Genomic DNA, 19377 nt, shown 5'->3' on the forward strand with positions numbered 1-19377 from the left:
GGTAGTGGAGTGGTGGATTTGGGAAATTATTTGCGCAAGCGGGCAACAAATAACGCCACTGACCATCACATCAACAGGGCGGTTTTCAATTCACGGCCCACCAATCCACCACCCCACCAATCCACTACTTCGTGAAGTTGGGGATGCGCAGCTGGAAGCCCAGCGACGGCACCACCGTGACGCCGCTCAGCGAGGTGCTTTGGCCGTTGAGCAGGGCGTAGTTGCCGTAGTTCTGGTAGAACACCGACACGGCTGGGATGACGTAGAAATAGCGGTAGCCGAGCTTGAGGTTGACGAAGCCGCCGAACGAGGAAAAATTGCGTTTCTGCAGCGTCAGCTCCGGCACTTTCACCGAGCCGTTGAAGATTTTGTCGGGCGCAAAGCCGTAGCTCACAAAGCTGTGGGCGTACACCAGGCCGTAGCTGATGGCCCCGATTTCTTCTTCGGGGCCAAAGGAATTGCTGAACGTGAGCGGCACGAGCAGGTCGTTGCGCGTGGCCCGGAAGTTGAGCACGGAGTTGATGTCGGCCAGGAACGGAATGCTGGGCAGCTTGGCCCGCTGGGTGGCAAACTGCAGGCCGATGCTGGCGTAAGTAGTGCCAGTGGTGGCGCCGGCGCCGGGGTTTTCGGGCGTGCCGGTGGGGCCCAGCAGCTGAAACTGCGTGTCGAAGACGTGGGAGCCGAAGGCGTACTTGTAGCCCGCGTCGAGGCGCGGGATGATGCCGTAGCGGATGCTGAGGTCGGCGGTGGGCTGCACGGGGTCGAGCACGTAGGCCAGCGCGGCGGCTTGCAGCTGGGTAGTGGTTTCGGTGTAATCCACTTTTTCCTGGCTCGCGGCTTGGTCGGCGGCTTCTTTCAGGGCGCCGCCCACCTTGCTCAGCGGGGCCGAGGCCACGTTGAACCCTTGGTTGTAGCCCACCCGAAATTCGCCCTGGGGCGTGACTTTGCCCGTGGCGACGATGGCGCGCGGCGCCGAGCAGGAAGTAGCGAGCAGGAGCGTGGCCGCGGCCAGGAAGCCGGCCGGGCGCCGTGAAAAACGCAGCGAGAAAATACCGTTCATGAGGATAAAAGTTGGGGAATGCGCCTGAAAACGAAAATCGGGCCGAAATCGTCGGAACCTGCCGCCCCCAAGGCTTGTCTCAGCAAGTAGCTCAACGCTTGGGCTGCACCGTATTTTCGCGCATGCCCCTTTTTCTACTGCTACTTACCTTCTTGAGCGGCCTGCGGACTGGCCCGGCGCCACGTGCCACAGTGATTGTTTTTTTGGCCGATACCTGCCCCATCAGCCAGGCGGCCACGCTGCCGCTCCGCGAATTGCACGCGCAGTACGCGGCCCAGGGCGTGCGGTTTGTGGGAGTGTTTCCGGCAGCCGAAACGACGCCGGCCGCCCTCGCCGAGTTCGCCAAAACCTACCGGGTGCCCTTCGCCCTGCAGGCCGACCCCGGCCACCGGCTCACGCGCCAATGGCACGCCCGCGTGACGCCCGAAGTGGTGGTCGTGGCCGCCGATGGCCGCACCGCCCTCTACCAAGGCCGCCTCAACGACGCTTACGCGGGCCTGGGCCAGCACCGCCCCGTGACGCGCCGCCACGAGCTAGCCGACGCCCTGGCCGCGGTGGTGGCCGGCCGCCCCGTGGCCGTGCCGCGCACCGAGCCCGTGGGCTGTTTTATTGAGTAGATTTGAAGTTAGTGCCTTAAAATTCACGTTCTAAAAACCCTAATAAACAGTCATGCCGAGCGCAGCCGAGGCATCTCGCTTGTGGCAGTAACTTAATCGTTCAACGATGCAAGCGAGATTCCTCGGCTACGCTCGGCATGACGTAACGCTTGCTCTTATCAAGGCCCATTCTTTATTTATGAAGCATTTATTCTCCCTTTTTCTACTCTTCCTTCTACCATTTTTTGCGGTTCACCGTGCCCAAGCGCAAACTCCTGGCCCGGCCCTCACCTTCAGCGAGCACATTGCGCCGCTGGTGTACCAGCACTGCACGCCCTGCCACCGGGCCGGGGAGGTGGGCCCGTTTCCGCTCACCACGTACCAGGAGGTAGCCAGCAAGGCCCAGACCATCAAGTTCGTCACTGGCTCGCGCTACATGCCGCCGTGGAAGCCCGACCCCAGCTACCGCCACTACCTCGACGAAAACACGCTCAGCACCACCCTAATCCAGCAGATTAAGGACTGGGTGGATGGCGGCATGCCGCAGGGCAACCCCGCGGTGGCGCCGGCTGTGCCCACCTACCCCAGCGGCTCGCAGCTGGGCACGCCCGACTTGGTGGTGCCCATGCCCCGGGCCTTCACCCACTTGGGCAACGGCCAGGATTTGTACCGCGTGTTTGTGCTGCCGGTGAACATTCCGGCCGACCGGGACGTGGCCGCTGTGGAGTTTCGGGCCGGCAACAAGCGCATTGTGCACCACGCCATTATCGGGCTCGACACTACGCAGCGCGGCCAGGCCCTCGACGCGGCCGACCCCGGCGACGGCTACACCCAGTTCGGCGGCTACGGCTTCGACCCCATTGAGCCCAACTGGGCGGGCTGGGTTTCGGGCACGCAGGCCCGCTTTTACCCCGCGGGCATGGGCAAAAAGCTGTACCGCCGCGCGTCGCTCCTGGTCCAGATTCACTACGGCCCCAGCTACACCACCCAAACCGACTCGTCGGCCATCAACATTTTCTTTGCCCGCCAGCCGGTGCGCCGCTACGTGCAAACCGTGCCCGCCATCGGCCCGGCCACCCTCACCAACGGCCCGTTCGTCATTCCGGCCCGGCAGGTCAAAACGTTTCGGTCGCAGTACGTGGTGCCCATTGACGTGACGCTACTCAGCATTTTGCCGCACGCGCACTTCGTGAACAAAAGCTGGAAAATCTGGGCCGTGAAGCCCAACGGCGACACCATTCGGCTGGTGAAAATTAACAATTGGGACTTCCGCTGGCAGGGCACTTACCGCTTCACCAGCCCGCAGCGCATCCCGGCCGGCTCGCTCCTCCAGGCCGACATTACCTACGACAACACGGCCAACAACCCGCGTAACCCCTTCAGCCCGCCGCAGGAAATGCGCTGGGGCGAAAGCACGCTCTCCGAAATGCTGCTGGCTTATTTCGAAGCCTTGCCCTACCAAACCGGCGACGAGAGCATTGTGCTGAGCACCGCGCCCGGCCGCGCCACCGCCCCCGGCACCGTGCAAATGGCCGTGTTTCCGAACCCCGCCGCGGGCAGCTCCACCGTCAGGTTTCAGCTGGAGCGCCCGGGCCCCGTCACCGTGTCCATCCTCGACCAGGCCGGCCGCCTGGTGCGCGCCGTGGTGCGCGAGAAAGCCTTTCCGCTGGGCCCGCAGCAGGTGCCGCTGCCCCTTAGCAGCTTGAGCGCCGGCCTCTACCTCGTCCGCCTCGAAACCGAAGGCTTCAGCCGCAGCGAAAAGCTGGTGGTGAAGTAGCAAGAACCAGAACGAGTACCCCGAAATTTCATTTCGGCCCGTGAGAACGATTGAGGTTCTATCGGGCCGAAATGAAATTTCGGGGTACTCGTTTTACCTTATGCAGAACGTTTTTCCATCATTGGGGCGAGATGTCCTCGGTTGCGCTTACAATGCCCGGCCTTACCCATCTTTGCGGGTATGAACATTCTATACGGAGTGCCCGGCGAGGGCCTGGGCCACGCCACCCGCAGCAAGGTGGTGATTGGGCATTTGCTCAAACAAGGGCACCAAGTGTGCGTGGTGAGCAGCAGCCGCGCGTATCACATGCTGGCGGCCGCTTTTCCGGGCCGGGTGCACGAAATCCGGGGCTTTCATTTGGCCTATAAAGGCTTGGCGGTGAGCAAGGCCCGCACGGCGGTGCTCACCCTGCGTACCGCCCCCGAGGACCTGCGCACCAACTTCGCCAAATACCGTGAATTGCTATGCGATTTCGAGCCGGAATTAATTATTTCCGACTTCGAATCCTTCAGTTATTTATTCGCCAAAATGCGCCGCCTGCCCATTGTCAGCATCGACAACATGCAGATAATCAGCCGCGCAAAACTTGATGTGACCGTGCCCAAGTCGGAGCGGGGCAATTACAACCTGGCCAAAAGCATCGTGCGGGCCAAGCTGCCGCACAGCCGGCACTACTTCGTCACCACCTTCTTCGACTTGCCGCTTGAGAAGGACGACACCACGCTGGTGCCGCCCATCATTCGGCCCGAAATCCTGGCGGCCAAGCCCAGCACCGGCCAGCACGTGCTGGTGTACCAGTCGGCCACCACCCAACAGAACCTGGTGGCGCTGCTGCAGCAGTTGCCCGACCAGGAATTCCGCGTCTATGGTTTCAATAAGGAGGAAGACCATGGCAACGTGCAGCTGCGCGCCTTCTCCGAGGCCGGTTTCATTGCCGACCTGGCCAGTGCCCGGGCCGTAGTCACCAATGGCGGCTTCTCGCTGATTTCGGAGGCCGTGTATCTGCGCAAGCCCATTTGCGCCATTCCCATCCCCGCGCAGTTTGAGCAGTGGCTCAACGCGGCCGAAGTGGAGCAGAAGGGCTACGGCCGGCATTTCGCCGCCATCACGGCCGACAACCTAAGGGCCTTCCTCTACGGGCTGGCGGGCTTCGAAACGGCGCTGGCGGGCTACCAGCAGAACGGCAACCAAGTGCTGTTTGCCCACCTCGACGAAGCCTTGAAGGAAATTGGTGCAGAACACCTCACCGGCGAAATGCAGCCGCAAGAAGCTTCCTGGGGCGGAGAGTAGCCTTTTGGGTTGTTAGTTGCTAGTTGCTAGTTGTTGGTTGTCAGTTGTCAGGACTTATCCAACAAGATTAATCTGTTAAAAAGCCCGTCCTGCTCATCTGGCGTCCGCGCAGCCGAAGCATCTCTCCCGCGCCGTGTCATGCTGACGAAGGAAGCATCTTATCACGTTGTCCGAATTGTTGCTGTCGCGATGGTGATAAGGTCCTTCGCTCTGCTCAGGATGACAAACGGTATGGTAGAGATGCTTCGGCTGCGCGGACGCCAGATGAGCAGGACCGTACGGATTTTCGGATTGGCTCTAGCAACTGACAACCAACAACTAGCAACTAGCAACTAGCAACCGACAACTAACAACTGCCAACGCGCAGCCCGTTTATCCTTTCATTAGTTCTTATGCCTTTTCGCTCCCTTCGTTTCTGGCCGGTGCTATTGTTGCTGGCGGCGTGTGTTCGCACCCCGCGCCCCAGCGTCGACGTTGACAACAAGTACCACGATGCCGTGATTCGGCAAATTGGCACGGCCCAGGACGAGCGCAACACGGCGGCGCTGCTGCCCTTTCTCAGCCACGCCAACCCCATCTACCGCAAAGAAGGCGCCTTGGCGCTGGCTTCGGTGCAGGCCCCCACGGCCGTGCCGGCCCTGCTGCCCTTGCTGCGCGACACCGACGCCAGTGTGCGCCGCGCCGCCGCCTACGCCCTGGGCCAAACCGGCGACAGCACCGCCGTGGACAGCCTGCGCGTGCGCGTGCTCAAGGAAACCGACGGCCAGGTGCGCCGCTACGTGCACGAGGCGCTGGGCCGCACCGTCACCCGCACCAGCCTGCCGGAACTCTGGCGCGTGGAAACCCTAAACGACACCGCCCGCCAAGCCGCCCTGGCCTGGGGCCTGAGCCGCGCCGCCTTGCGCGGCCTGGGTTCGGCCGAGAGCATTCGCCGCACGGTGGCAGTATTGAATTCGCCCAAACTGCCCACCCGAGGGCGTTTGGCGGCCGTGGTGGGCCTGTCGCGCACCCGCGGGCTCGACGCCGATTTGGCGCGACTGGCGGAAAGCACTTTGGTGCAAATAGCAGCCAAAGACCGGTCGTACGCGGTGCGGTCGGCCGCCGCGGCTACGCTGGGCAAGTTGGCTGCCCTGGTGCCAGCCGCGCCAACGGCTGCTCCTGCCGTGCCAGTTAAATCCTCCCCAACCTCTCCCGCTGCCGTGTTGACTCGACTGGCTACCAAGGACCGCGACTACCGGGTACGCCTCATTGCGGTGCGCGCCCTGCCTTTCGGCCTCGAAACGTACCGGGCCAGCCGCACGGCCGTGTTCTATGCCCTGGCTCACGACCGCGCCCCGGTAGCCCTCACGGCGGCCGAGTGGCTGCTGGCGCACGCCAAAGGCGAGTCCGGCCCGGCCCTGGCGGCCCTGGCTGATGGCAACAAGCAGGCCTCGCCGCGGGTGCGGGCGGCGCTGTTGCAGGCGGCCGTGCGGCACGCCAGCCCGGCGGCCCGGCCCAGCCTGGTCGAAACCATTCAGAAGCGCTACCCGGCCGCGGCCACCGTGTACGAAAAAGGCTTCCTGCTGCAGGCGTTGGGCGAAGACCCCGCTTCCTTCGACTTTGTGCAAACCCAGGCTTTTGCCCCCGGCCAGGCGCCCGTAGTAGCCAGCTATGCCCTCACGGCCTTGCTGGCCATGCGCCGTAATGCTGACTTCCCGGCCGCGCGCCACGCCGACTTTGCCGCTGCCATTCGCCAAGCCCTGGCTGGTGGCGACGTGGGCCAGCTCAGCTTGGCGGCCGAAGCCCTCACCGACCCCAAGCTTTACCCCGAAATCCAGCCCGCCGACCTGGCGGCCATGCGCCAGGCCCAAGCCAAGCTCCAGTTGCCGCGCGAAATCGAAGCGTGGCAGGGCCTGCAGCAGGCGTTGGACAAGCTGACCAAAAACCCCAACCCCGTGCCCACGCCGGTGGCCACGGCCCAGCAACACCCCATCGACTGGGCCGTGGTGCAGCGCGTGCCGCTGGGGCAGCAAGTGCGCCTGCGCACGTCCAAAGGCGTGATTCTGCTTGAGCTGAAGCCCAACGAAGCGCCCGGTGCGGTGGCCAGCTTCGTGACGCTGCTGGGGCAGAAGTTCTACGACAACCTGTACTTCCACCGGGTGGTGCCCAATTTTGTGGCCCAGGGCGGCGACCCCCGCGGCGACGGCAACGGCAGCGCGCCCTACAACCTCCGTTCCGAGTTCGGCGACTTGCGCTACGAGGAAGGCAGCGTGGGCCTGGCGTCGGCGGGCAAAGACACCGAAAGCTGCCAGTTCTTCATTACCCACACGCCCACCCCGCACCTCGACGGCCGCTACCCCATTTTTGCCCAGGTAGTGGGCGGCATGGACGTGGTGCACAAGCTCGAAATAGGCGACCAGATTCTGGGCGTGGAGATGGTGAAGCTGCCGTAATAAGCTATTGATTGGCAAATTTCACCGGCCATGCTCATCTGGCGTCCGCGTAGCTGAAGCATCTCGCCCGCAGTAGTAATCATTTACCCTAGCAAGAGAGATGCTTCGATTTCGCTCGGCATAACCGTTCTTTTGCACCTTCTTCTAGGGTGTGTGGACACTAAGGATTCCTACTAAAACAGCCCGTCATGCAGAGCGCAGCGAAGCATCTCGCGTGCCGCCACTAATTAATTACTGCCACACGCGAGATGCTTCGCTGCGCTCTGCATGACGGGCTGTTGGTTTACTGTCCACACGCCCTAGTTCTTAGTTACTTACTTGCTTACTTACTTCTGAATATTATTATGGACAAAGTCACCTCGTACGCGCAGCAGCTCCAAACGCTGGTGCTTCTTTACCTGCCCCGGGTGCTCATGGCCGGGGTGGCCCTCGTCATAGGCTGGTGGCTGATTGGGTGGGCCAGCCGGCTGGTTGCCACCGCTGCCCGGCGCCTCGACGTGTCGCTGGCCTCGTTCCTGACCAGCCTGGTCAACATCGTGCTCAAGGTGCTGCTGCTCATTTCGGTGGCTGGCATGGTGGGCTTCGAAACCACGTCGTTTGTGGCCATTCTGGGCGCGGCGGGCCTGGCGGTGGGCCTGGCGCTGCAAGGCACGCTGGCCAACTTTGCCGGCGGGGTCCTCATCCTCATGTTCAAGCCTTACGTGGTGGGCGACACCATTGAGTCGCAAGGCAAGTCGGGGGAGGTGCGGGAAATCCAGATTTTCAACACCATTCTGGTCACCGTCCAGGGCGACACCATCATTCTGCCCAACGGGGCCACGTCGAACAACGTCATCGTGAACAAAACCGCCCAGAACAAAGGCCTGGTGGAAATTCTGGCCGAAGTAGACAACGCCACCAACCTCGACGAGCTGCGCAGCTGGGCGCTGCCCCTGCTGCAGGCCGACGAGCAAGTACTGCGCGAGCCCGCCCCGCAAGTGGCCATCACCGCCCTCAAGCCCGGCGGCATGACCGTGGCTTTCCGGGCTTACACCCCAGCCGGCCAAAACGGCCCGGCCCAGGCCCGCCTCATCGAGCAGTTGCAGCGGGCGCTGGCCCAGCAGGGCGTCAACAGCCCCGTGCCGGTGTCGCACAGCTACGTGCGCACCCTGCCGGGCTAGGCCCGCGACCTCAACCATAAAGAGGGCGTTGCTAACTTGGTAGCGGCTCGCGGGTGCACTGCCGGCGATGCCCGCCGGGAGCAGCTCTTCCGGACGGGTAATTTGGTTGAAACAGTGCGTCCGTTAGCTCAACTTTACCAGCGGTAATTCAGTATTTCAAGGGCTTTCATTCAGAAGGAGAAGTGGCCATGACCCGCGCAGAATTAGAGCAAGCCTTGGAGCACGAGCGGGCCGAAACCGCGGCCTTGCGCGCCGCCTTGGCCGAGGCGCGGGCTGCCCCGCCCAACCCGCTGGCCGCCCCGGGCGGTGCGCTGCCCAGCACCGGGCAGCAAGTGGCCCTGCTACAAGAACTCTACGCCGCCGTCCTGCTCAGCGACGAGCAGGACCGCATTGTGTGGGTCAGCAAGGGGTTCACGGCCCTGTGCGGGTTTGAGTTGGGCGAGGTGCTGGGCCGGCAGCCCAAAGAGTTCTTGGCCCCCGAAGCCGGCGACACCGCTTCCCTGGCCCAGAACCTGCCGTTTGAGTACGAAACGCGCAACCCCCGGCCCGGCGCCGGGTGGCTGCGCGTGCGGGCGCAGCCCATCTACAACGAGCGCCGCGAGGTGATACTCCGGGCCGGCTTGCTGGAAGACATCACCGAGCGAAAAAATGCGCAGGCACACTTGGCCGAGAGCGAGCAGCGCTTCCGCGCCCTGGCCGAAAACGTGCCGGGCGTCCTCTTCGAATGGCACCGAGGCCCCGACGGCGCATCGGATTTCACGTACGTTAGCCCCAAGCTGGAAGAATTGTTCGGCATTCCCCAAGTGGGGTTTGAACAAGTGCTCGAACTCGTTCACCCGGACGACACGCCGGCCGTGGTGCGCTCCATCGAACACGCCGTCCGCACCCAATCTCCGTGGTCTTTTGAGGGCCGCGTGGTGGTGCCCGGCCAGCCGTTGCGCTGGTTTCGGGGCAGTGCCGCCGTGACGGAGTACGACACTACGGGCATCAAGTACAGCGGCATTCTGCAAGACATTACGCCGCTGAAACAAGCCCAGAGCGCCTTGCGCGAAAGCGACCTGCGCTTTCGGCTGGCCATCGAAGGCTTCGGCGACGGCACCTGGGAGCACAACGTGCTCACCAAACAGGTGGTGTATTCGGCCGACTACCGGGCCATGCTGGGGTACGGCGAGGAAGAGTTTCCCAACAGCTACCAGGCGTGGCACTCGCGTGTGCACCCCGCCGACCTGGAAGAAACCCTGCGGGCGATTTCCACTTGCCTGCGCGGCGACTCGGCCATGATGGCCGCCGAGTTTCGGATGCGCTGCCAGGACGGCTCCTACAAATGGCTGCTCAGCCGGGGCCTCGTGACCGAGCGCGGCCCCAACGGCCAGGCCCGGGTTTTTACCGGCACCCACACCGATATTTCCGAGCTGAAAAACGCCCAGGAAGCCCTCGGGGCGTCCAACAAACGCCTGTCGACGGTGATTGCCAATTTTCAGGAAGGCTTGGTGCTGGAGGACGAGAACCGCCGCATTGTGCTTACCAACGACGCTTTTTGCAACTTGCTGCGGGTGCCCATCACGCCGGAGCAGCTGGCGGGCAAAGAAGGGGAATGGCTGGCCGAAGGCTCGCGCAACTACCTCGACCACCCCAGCCAGTACGTGGCGCGCATCACGGCGCTGCTGCGGCGCAGGAAGCCCGTCATTGGCGACCTGCTGACGCTGCGCGACGGGCGCATTCTGCAGCGCGACTTTGCCCCGATTTACGACCACAACCGCTACATCGGGCACTTGTGGAAGTACGCCGACGTGACGGCCCGCACCAAGGCCAACGAGGACCTGAAGCGGCGCGAAGAAAAATACCGCGGCATCATCGAAAACATGTCGCTGGGCTTGGTAGAAGCCGATTTGGACGACCACCTGCTCTACGCCAACCAGAGCTTTTGCGACATGACCGGCTTCTGCAACGAAGAGCTGACCGGCCGCGAGCTCTCGCCGCTGCTGCTCACGGGCGAAGACCTGGCCATTGCCGAAAGCAAAAAAGCCGTCCGCCAGAAAGGCATTGCCGACTCCTACGAACTGGCCGTGACCACCAAAACCGGCGAGGTGAAGTGGATGCTGGTGAGCGGCGCCCCGCTCTACGACGACGACCAGCGGCTGGTGGGCTCCATTGGTATTTACCTGGACGTGACGCCGCAGAAGCAGCTCGAAGCCAGCCTGCGCGAAGCCAAAGGCCTGGCCGAAATCAGCACGCGGGCCAAGCAGGCCTTTCTGGCCAACATGAGCCACGAAATTCGCACGCCCATGAACGCCATTCTGGGCATGAGCCAGCTGCTAGCCAAAACCGAGCTGACCGGCCCGCAGGCCAGCTACCTGCACGCCATCACGTCGTCGGCCGAAAACCTGCTCGTCATCATCAACGACATTCTGGACCTGTCCAAGATTGAGGCCGGCCGCGTGGCGCTCGAAAAAATTGGTTTCAGCGCCCACGCCGTGTGCACGCAAGTCGAAAAAACCCTGCTCTACAAAGCCGAAGAAAAGGGCCTGTGCTACACCACGCACGTGGGGCCGGGCGTGCCCGACGTGCTGCTCGGCGACCCCTACCGCATTACCCAAATCCTGCTCAACCTGGCCAGCAACTCGGTAAAATTCACCGAAAAAGGCACGGTGCAGGTGTCCTGTGCCTTGGTCGGGATGCCGGAGGAGGACCTGGCCGAAATTGAATTTGCGGTGCAAGACACCGGGGTGGGCATCGAGGCCGAATACTTGGCCCAGGCGTTCGAAGACTTCAGCCAGGAAGACTCCTCGGTGACGCGCAAAGTGGGGGGCACCGGCCTGGGCCTGGGCATCAGCAAGAAGCTGGTGGAGCTGTTGGGCGGCCAGCTGCGCATCGAAAGCGAAAAAAACGTGGGCACCACCAGCCGCTTCACCCTGCGCTTGCCGGTGGGCGCGGAGCAGCACGTGCCGGCCAAAGACGGCATCGAAATCAGTGCGTTCCAACTGGCGCTGCAGGGCAAGCGGGTGTTGTTGGTCGAAGACAACGTATTCAACCGCATGCTCGCGTCCATCTTCCTGGCCAACGCCGGGCTGGAAGTGGTGGAAGCCGAAAACGGGCAAGTGGCCGTGTCGTTGGCCCAAGAGCAGCCCTTCGACCTGATACTGATGGACGTGCAAATGCCGGTGATGAACGGCTACGAGGCCACCGCGGTGCTGCGCCAGGAGCTGGGCCTGGTCGTCCCCATCATTGCCCTCACCGCTAACGCCATCAGCGGCGAACGCAGCAAGTGCCTGGCCGCGGGCATGAACGACTACCTCACCAAGCCTTTCAAGGAAGACTTGCTCGTGAAAATGGTGTACGACTGGACGCTGGGGCCCCTGAAGCTGGTGAGCGAAGCCTAACGCCGTAGCGCTACCGATTCACCAGCTTCAGCCCGCCTTCGTTGTAGCGGGCGCCCACCACGGGGTGCGCCGCCAGCAGCGTCGCTATGCGGTGCTGGTCGACGGCGGTCAACCGGACGTTGGCCGCGGCAGCGTTTTCCTCCAGGTAGCGCAGGCGCTTGGTGCCCGGAATGGGAATCAGGTGCTCGTCTTTGGCCAGCAGCCACGCCAGCGCCAACTGCGCCACGCTGATGCCCTTCTCAGTCGCTACAGCGCGCAGGCTTGCCACCAGCGGCGCGTTGGCGTCGGCCAGCTCCTCGCTGAAACGTGGCATGCTTCGCCGCAGGTCTTGCGCAGCCAGTTGGGGCCCGGCAGTGGTGAGCAGGCCCCGGCCCAGCGGCGAGAAAGCCACCAGGCTCACGCCCAGCTCGTGGCACGCCGGCAACACGTCGGCTTCCACGTCGCGCGTAAACAGGGAGTATTCCGATTGCAAGGCGGCAATGGGGTGGGTGGCCTCGGCCCGCCGCAGCGACGCAGCCGAGGCTTCGGAAAGCCCCAGGTACCGCACTTTGCCCGCCTGCACCAGGGCCGCCATGGCTCCCACCATCTCCTCCACGGGCACGGCCGGGTCGATGCGGTGAGCATAGTACAAGTCGATGGTGTCGATGCCGAGGCGCTGCAGGCTGGCGTCGCAGGCCGCCGCAATGCGTTCGGGCCGCACATCGAGCCGCGTGCCGCCCGCACCGTCGGCCACAAAGCCAAATTTGGTGGCCAGAAAGATGCTTTTCCGGTTTGGCACCAGCACCTGGCGCAGCAGCTCCTCGTTGGCCCCAAAACCGTACACGTCGGCGGTGTCCCACAGCGTCACGCCCAGGTCCAGGGCCCGGTGGAGCGTGGCCACGGCCTCGCCCGCGTCGCTGGGTCCGTACGCGTAGTCCGAAGCCATGGACATGCAGCCCAAACCCAGGGCGGAAACGTATTGGCCGGTCCGGCCCAACTCACGGGTTTGCATGGATAGGAGAGGAGGCAGTTAATGAATGATGAGATAATAGGCCAGACAGGGCGGTCGTAGCACGGTCGGACCGGTGCAGGGAAGAACCCCGCCTAACCAAAGGCTTGCCTAACGGCGCCTTTCGGCTCACGGCACCTACCAGATGAAGAAGACCGAGAAGCAGCGTTAGAGCGGTTTAATGGTCAATGTACCAGCCGGGCAGTAGCGCGGACTCTGTAGTCCGCGCCCCCGCGCAGTTACAACCGTTCAACTGGCGCGGAGACGCGGACTAAAAGTCCGCGCTACTGCACACCGACCCGGAAGCTGCGTTAATGAATGACCTATCTGCCCTCGCGGCCGTGCACCTGCGCCGGGGGTGACGTGGCCTCTACCGCCGAGAAGCTTTCCAGAATCTTGTAGGTGTGTTCGGCGCCTTCGGGCACCACCCAAGAGTTGCCCGGCTCCAGAATGACCGTTTGGCCGGCCAGGTGCAACTCGGCCCGGCCGCTCAGCACGTAGCCCACCGTTTCGTAGGGACGCGCGGCCGGCTCCTTGGGTTCGCCGGGCTCTTCGTTTTCCCACATGCGCATCGACACGTGCTTGCCCGAGGCCAGGTATTTTTCGCCGTCGTGGCCTTTGGGAGAATAGCGGGAGTCTACTTTGGTGATGGTGGTGTCGGACATGGTATTGGGTTGGAAAGATGGAAAGGAGTACCTTGATGCCCTGGTTGCGGCTGGTTTTCATCGGCAACCAGGGCTTGGGCTAAACGGCCGAACGGAACCAACCGTTGCCCTTTGCCCCGCAAAACCTTTGCCCGACCAGCCGGTTGAAACCCCCGGCTGTTTTCACTGCCTTTCCTCTGCTGCCGTGCTTCCTCCCTCTTTTGTTGCCGAACTAGCCCAAGCCCATTCCACGGTGCCCGATGCCTTGCCCGGCGCCGCTTTCTGCGCGTTGGCCGACGGGCTGCTGGCCCTGCTGTTTCCGCACCGCGCCGAACGGCCGCTGCCCAACCCCGACGCCGTAGCCGCCGAGCTTCACCACTTCCGGGCCGAGCTGGCGGCGCTGCTCACGGCGGTGCCCGCGCTGCCTGCTCCCGCGGCCGAGCTGGCCGACGAGTTCACGGCCCAGCTGCCGGCCTTGCGGGCGCTGCTGCTCCGCGACGCCAGCTCCATCCTGGCCAGCGACCCCGCCGCCCGGGGCCTGGGCGAAATCATCAGTTCCTACCCCGGCTTCTACGCCACGGCCCTGCACCGGCTGGCCCACGCTTTGCACAAGCGCGGCCTGCCGCGTCTGCCGCGCCTGCTCAGCGAATACGCTCACCAGCGCACCGGCGTCGACATTCACCCCGGCGCCACCATCGGCCCGGCTTTTTGCATCGACCACGGCACCGGCCTGGTCATCGGCGAAACCGCCGTCATCGGGGCCAATGTGCAGATATACCAAGGCGTCACCCTGGGCGCTCTCAGCGTGACCAAGGGCCTGCAGGGCACCAAGCGCCACCCCACCATCGAAGACCATGTGGTCATTTACGCCGGCGCTACTATCTTGGGAGGCAGCACGGTAGTCGGGGCGCACAGCATCATCGGCGGCAACGTGTGGCTCACCGAGAGCGTACCCTCGCATTCGCGCGTCTACCACCGCGCCCATATTCAAATCTCGCGCAGCGTCGACCCCGCCGCCGAGCTGGTGTTTTCCATTTGATTCAATGGGTGAATGAGCGAATGACTGAATGGGTGAATAAGGCAAGCGCCTCCCTTTCTCGTTTACATCGACTGTTCAAAAACTTATTCGCCCATTCATCCATTCACTCATTCACCCATTGTAAATGAAAGCTAATACCATCCTCGACACCATCGGCAATACGCCGCTGCTGCGCCTCAACCGCCTGTTCGCCGCCGTCCGTCCCGACGTCGAAGTGTGGGTGAAGCTGGAGCGCGCCAACCCCGGTGGCTCCATCAAGGACCGCATTGCCCTGAGCATGATTGAGCAAGCCGAAAAAGACGGCCTGCTTACCAAAGACAGCCTCATTGTGGAGCCCACCTCCGGCAACACCGGCGTGGGCCTTGCCCTGGTGGCCGCCGTGAAAGGCTACAAGCTTACCCTCGTCATGCCCGAAAGCATGAGCATCGAGCGCCGCCGCCTCATGGCCGCCTACGGTGCCAACCTGGAGCTCACGCCCCGCGAAAAGGGCATGAAGGGCGCCATCGAGAAAGCCCAGGAAATCGTGGCCAACACGCCTGGCGCCTGGATGCCCATGCAGTTTTCCAACCCCGCCAACATCAAAGTGCACGCCGAAACCACGGCCCAGGAAATCCTACGCGATGCCCCCGAAGGCTTCGACTACCACATCACCGGCGTGGGCACCGGCGGCCACATCACGGCCGTGACCGAGGTGCTCAAGCCGCTGTTCCCGAACATGAAAACCTTCGCCGTCGAGCCCGAGGCGTCGCCCGTCATCAGCGGTGGAGCGCCCGGCCCGCACCCCATCCAAGGCATCGGCGCCGGCTTCATCCCCGACAACCTGCACACCAATATTTTGGACGGCACCATCCAGATATCCCAGCAAGAAGCTTTTGATTACGCCCGTCGCGCGGCCCGCGAAGAAGGACTGTTCATCGGTGTTTCGTCCGGCGCCTCGCTGGCCGCCGTGGCCAAGAAGCTGGCCGAAGTACCGCAGGGTGGCCGCGTACTCACTTTCTGCTACGACACCGGCGAGCGCTACCTCTCAGTAGAAGGGCTGTTTGTATAAACAGCTCGGTCTTAGAATAAACAAAAAGCCCGACCAATTACTTGGTCGGGCTTTTTATTTGAATAAGTGGAGAATATCGGAGTCGAACCGATGACCTCTTGCATGCCATGCAAGCGCTCTAGCCAGCTGAGCTAATCCCCCAAATTTGGGTGTTACCGCCGTGCCATTTGCGCGTTGGTTCGACAAAAGTACGGCTCGTTTGCGGTTTGGCAAGGCCGAGGCTTACTTTTTTTGGGTTGGCAGCGCAAGCGCCAAACAATCAGCCACAAAAAAGCGGGCTGGAATTGCTTCCGGCCCGCTTCGGAGCTACGCTAAGCCGAAAAGCTTAGTTGAAGATGTAGCGAATGCCAATCTGGCCCTGCCAGCGCGAACCGATGCCGCCCGTGTCTTTACGGAAGGTCTCGGTCAGTTTCGTGCCGGTAGAAGGCGCGTTGTCCGTGCCGCTGCGGGTGGGGTTTACCAAGTAGCGATACTCAAACACCGGCTGGCTTTGGGCGTTGTAGCCTACATAGGCCAGGGGGTTCGTGCGGTTTGGCGTCTGGAAAGTACCCCAGTTGTCGTTGAGCAGGTTGCCCACGTTGAATAGGTCAACACTCAACTGCAGGGTGTTGCGGCTTTCGCCGATGTTGGTAAAGATGTCCTGCAGCAAGCGCACGTCCAACCGGTTCTGCCAGGGGCGGGCGCCACCGTTGCGCTCGGCATACTCACCGCGACGCGTCTTGAGGTAAGCATCCTGCTCGATGTAGCTATTCAGGTCGGTCCACTGTTGAGCGGCGGTGTACACCACGGCCGGCTGTGGGGTACCAGTCGTAATGGCCGGCAGCAAGGTGATGTCGCGCAGGTTGATTTCGCTCTGGTTGCGGGGCACGTACATCAGGTCGTTAGCCGTCTGGCTGTCACCGTTCACGTCACCCGAGTAAATGTATGAGAAGCGACCAGCAGGTGCTGCTTCGTAGAACAGCGAGATGGTGGTGCCCAAGTGGTTCAGGTATTCGCGGCGATATGAGGCCGACACAATCACGCGGTGCTGCTGCAGGAAGTTCGAGTAGCTCAATGCGTCCGAGTTCGGGTCGCCCGACACCGAACGGTCGCGCCAAATGGACTGGGCAATGGAACCGCCGTCATTCACCGAGCGAGCGTCAGAATAGGTGTACGCCACGCTAGCGTACAAGCCGCTCGAGAACGACTTCTGCAGTTGACCAGTGACAGCGTAAGAGTAGCCCTTGTTCGTATTGCGCATCAAGATGGCGTCCGTGATGTTGGGTTGCGCAGCGGTGTTGCCATTAGGTAGGCGATTAGGGTTTGGGTTAGGCGCCGGGAGGAAACCGTAAATGCGGTTGACGGCTGTAGCTTGAGCCAAGCCATTGGTGACAACCGCCGGGTTGATGGTGTAAAAAATCGGACGCGTGTCGGCGCCAGCGGCGCGGGCAAAGGGAGCCTCCTCGCTACCAGGTAGGTTCACGTTTTGGTGGTAAACCGCGTTAATGTCTTTCGTGTAAAAAGCCTCCAGGGTGGCGATTACGCCTCCAATCAACTCTTGGTCAACAGCAATGTTGGTACGCCAAACCTGTGGGAACTTGAAGTCTCTTGCAGTCACAGCCAAATTATAGGACGTATTCGCAGCAGCATTTTCTGGACGGTAGGCGTCCACGTTCTGATTAAAGGGGTAGATGGATGCATTGGCACTCGTAACTGGCACGCCGCCAACATTGGTGGTGGTAGGTACCGAACCGGAAGTGCTAAACGAGCCGAACTGTACGCCGTTGTTGCTGGCTTGGTTGGAAAGCCACACGAAGGGAATACGACCGGTAAACACGCCCGTGCCACCGCGCAATTGCGTTTTGCGGTCGTCATTCACGTCCCAGTTAAAACCAATCCGGGGCGAAAACAGCACCGAGGTTTTGGGAACTGAGCCCGTGTTCAACTGCACGCCGTCGCGGAAAGTGAGTTTGGCCGCGTCCGTGTTTTGCTGCAGGTCTGAGGTCAGGTAGGGCAAGTCAGCGCGCAAGCCGAGGATAACGCGCAGGTTATTGCGCGGCGACCATTCGTCCTGGGCATACAGGCCCAACTGCACCGCCGTGATGTCGGCGAAGGGGAAAGCCCCGCCCGGGAGGGTCGAATAACGCAGGTCGTAGCGCTGGGGCCCGGGGCGCGTAGTGCCGGTTGGTAGGGGAGTGTAGGTAGCCGTGCTACGGTCGTAGTTGAAGCCCGCCGAAGCGTAGAAATCTTCCAACGAGTTGTAAGCATAGTTGCCGTAATAGGTCGGCGCAAAGCCGTTACGGAACTTGTAAAATTCGTTGTAGGTACCCACCGTCACGTTGTGCTTGCCGAGGTAGGCCGTGAAATTGTCACCTATTTGATATACGTCCGAATTCAACACGTTGAAGGCCGAGAAAGGCTCGTAACCAAAGGAAGTCAACGAGTTCGAGGCGGTTACGCCGTTTTGTGCTGCGGTGGTGGTGCTACGGCCTATGGAGGTGCCGATGTCTACCAGCGGGAAAATGCCGCCGCTGCTCTCGCGGAAGTCGCGGAAAGCAGAGTAGCCTGCCGTCAGGTTATTCGAAAACTTACCACCGCCGAGCGTGCTGTTCAATTCGGCAATGATGGAGTTCAGGTTGTTGTTGATAGTATAGTACGACGAGAAAAAGGGCAAGCCAAACTGCGACTGCGAGCGTTGGTTATTGATAGCACCCGAAGTACTAGGCGGAATGTCAGCGTACGACTTCAGGTAGTTGTACTTGATGTTGAAGCGGTGGTTGTTGCTAATGTTCCAGTCAATTTTCACCGTTGCTTTGTCACTGTTCGAGCGCAAGACATAGTTCTCGTAGGGGCCGGGGTTATATCCGTACTGCTGCTGCAAGAAGTTGCTCAGGACATCTAGGTCACGCGAGGAGGCGTTTGATACCGTTCCGCCAGGAGCGGGCGCGGTTGTTTCGCGGTTGGCTGTGAAGTTACCCGTAGGGGGGTCGTTGCGGCGTTCCTGCTCGGCGTTGACGAAAAAGAACAGTTTGTCTTTGATGATAGGACCGCCTACCCGAAAGCCGACGTTGTTCAGGTTAAACGTGGGGTAGTCCGACCGAACGCCGGCTACTTTATTGCCCACCAGGTCCTGGTTACGGTAAAAATCATAGATGGAAGCCGACACCTTGTTGGTGCCCGAGCGGGTTATCACGTTAATGCCAGCACCCGTGAACGAGCCCTGACGAACGTCGAACGGAGCAATGCTTACCTGAATTTGGTCGATGGCGTCCAGAGAGATGGGCTGGGCACCAGCTTGGCCACCAACGGTCGGCGACAAGCCGAAGGAGTTGTTGAAAATGGCGCCGTCAACGGTGATGTTGTTAAACGCTCCGCTCCGGCCACCGAAGTTTTGGCCGTTGGCCTGCGGTGTGAGGCGGGTGAAGTCGTTCAACGAACGGTTCAGCGTGGGTAGGCGCTCGATGGTTTCGCGCTGTACCGTGGTGCTGGCGCCGGTGTGGTCGGCGTTCATCACGGGGTCGCGGCGGCCGCTCACGGTTACTTCAGTCAGTTCCGTGCTAGAGTCACTCAGCTTCTGGTCGAAACGCAGGTTTTGGCCCAGCGTCAGGTTGATGTCGTTACGCGTCAGGTCTTTGTAACCAACAAAAGTCACTCGTACCGAGTACGGGCCTACGCGCATGCCCTGGATGTTGAAGCGCCCTTCCGAGTTGGTAGGGGTAACGTACTGGGTATTGGTGGGCGTGTGCACGGCGATGACCGTAGCTCCTGGCAGTCCTTCGCCCTTGCTGTCGGTGATGACTCCGCTCATGGCTGCCGTTGTGGCGCCCTGGCTCCACCCCAAATGGGCAGTAAAGAGCATCAACGCCAACAAAAACAAGTGGCGTAAACGTAAATTGTTCATACAAAAAGGGTTGGTGAGTTTCAATATTATGGGAAATTTATGCAAAGGTAACGCCATTCAAGCTGGCCTGTGTTAGGAGAGTT

Annotated in this window: 12 protein-coding genes and 1 tRNA gene; 8 read left to right on the plus strand and 5 right to left on the minus strand. The window is 61.8% G+C overall.

Going from position 1 to position 19377, the window contains the following annotated elements:
* Nucleotides 1-124: 124 nt before the first annotated feature.
* A complete protein-coding gene (locus VF629_RS09500) occupies nt 125-1060 on the minus strand; it encodes a hypothetical protein (protein WP_331058238.1) in 936 nt (311 codons plus the stop codon).
* A 122-nt stretch (nt 1061-1182) separates the two neighbouring features.
* Between VF629_RS09500 and VF629_RS09505 the strand changes: the two genes are divergently transcribed.
* The 6 genes from VF629_RS09505 to VF629_RS09530 all read left to right on the plus strand — a co-directional run bounded on the left by VF629_RS09505 (nt 1183) and on the right by VF629_RS09530 (nt 11695).
* Nucleotides 1183-1677 carry a redoxin domain-containing protein gene (locus VF629_RS09505; protein ID WP_331058239.1) on the plus strand — a complete coding sequence of 165 codons (495 nt, stop codon included), beginning with the start codon at nt 1183-1185 and terminating at the stop codon, nt 1675-1677.
* A gap of 178 nt (nt 1678-1855) precedes the next feature.
* On the plus strand, nt 1856-3433 hold the full coding sequence (locus VF629_RS09510; protein WP_331058240.1) for a T9SS type A sorting domain-containing protein: 1578 nt from the start codon (nt 1856-1858) through the stop codon (nt 3431-3433).
* A 180-nt stretch (nt 3434-3613) separates the two neighbouring features.
* The gene (locus VF629_RS09515) at nt 3614-4723 is read left to right on the plus strand and encodes an MJ1255/VC2487 family glycosyltransferase (protein WP_331058241.1); all 1110 of its coding nucleotides are present in this window, start codon (nt 3614-3616) and stop codon (nt 4721-4723) included.
* 392 nt (nt 4724-5115) lie between these two features.
* Nucleotides 5116-7155 carry a peptidylprolyl isomerase gene (locus VF629_RS09520; protein WP_331058242.1) on the plus strand — a complete coding sequence of 680 codons (2040 nt, stop codon included), beginning with the start codon at nt 5116-5118 and terminating at the stop codon, nt 7153-7155.
* A gap of 344 nt (nt 7156-7499) precedes the next feature.
* Nucleotides 7500-8315: a mechanosensitive ion channel family protein gene (locus VF629_RS09525; protein ID WP_331058243.1), complete on the plus strand. Its 816-nt coding sequence runs from the start codon at nt 7500-7502 to the stop codon at nt 8313-8315.
* A gap of 188 nt (nt 8316-8503) precedes the next feature.
* Nucleotides 8504-11695: a PAS domain S-box protein gene (locus tag VF629_RS09530; RefSeq protein WP_331058244.1), complete on the plus strand. Its 3192-nt coding sequence runs from the start codon at nt 8504-8506 to the stop codon at nt 11693-11695.
* Nucleotides 11696-11705: 10 nt separating this feature from the next.
* Here VF629_RS09530 and VF629_RS09535 read toward each other — a convergent pair whose 3' ends face one another.
* Together VF629_RS09535 and VF629_RS09540 are read right to left on the minus strand one after the other, a co-directional pair.
* The gene (locus VF629_RS09535) at nt 11706-12686 is read right to left on the minus strand and encodes an aldo/keto reductase (RefSeq protein ID WP_331058245.1); all 981 of its coding nucleotides are present in this window, start codon (nt 12684-12686) and stop codon (nt 11706-11708) included.
* A gap of 320 nt (nt 12687-13006) precedes the next feature.
* A complete protein-coding gene (locus tag VF629_RS09540; protein ID WP_331058246.1) occupies nt 13007-13348 on the minus strand; it encodes a cupin domain-containing protein in 342 nt (113 codons plus the stop codon).
* 184 nt (nt 13349-13532) lie between these two features.
* On the opposite strand from VF629_RS09540, the gene VF629_RS09545 reads away from it, so the two are divergent.
* Nucleotides 13533-14366: a serine O-acetyltransferase gene (locus tag VF629_RS09545; protein ID WP_331058247.1), complete on the plus strand. Its 834-nt coding sequence runs from the start codon at nt 13533-13535 to the stop codon at nt 14364-14366.
* 124 nt (nt 14367-14490) lie between these two features.
* Nucleotides 14491-15414: a cysteine synthase A gene (cysK, locus tag VF629_RS09550; protein WP_331058248.1), complete on the plus strand. Its 924-nt coding sequence runs from the start codon at nt 14491-14493 to the stop codon at nt 15412-15414.
* Nucleotides 15415-15481: 67 nt separating this feature from the next.
* Here the strand turns inward: cysK and VF629_RS09555 are convergent.
* Both VF629_RS09555 and VF629_RS09560 read right to left on the minus strand, forming a co-directional pair.
* A tRNA-Ala gene (locus VF629_RS09555) sits at nt 15482-15555 on the minus strand.
* Nucleotides 15556-15739: 184 nt separating this feature from the next.
* Complete coding sequence (locus tag VF629_RS09560) at nt 15740-19294, minus strand: TonB-dependent receptor (RefSeq protein ID WP_331058249.1); 3555 nt, start codon at nt 19292-19294, stop codon at nt 15740-15742.
* Nucleotides 19295-19377: the final 83 nt, after the last annotated feature.

Source organism: Hymenobacter sp., assembly GCF_036388155.1.
GTDB lineage: Bacteria > Bacteroidota > Bacteroidia > Cytophagales > Hymenobacteraceae > Hymenobacter.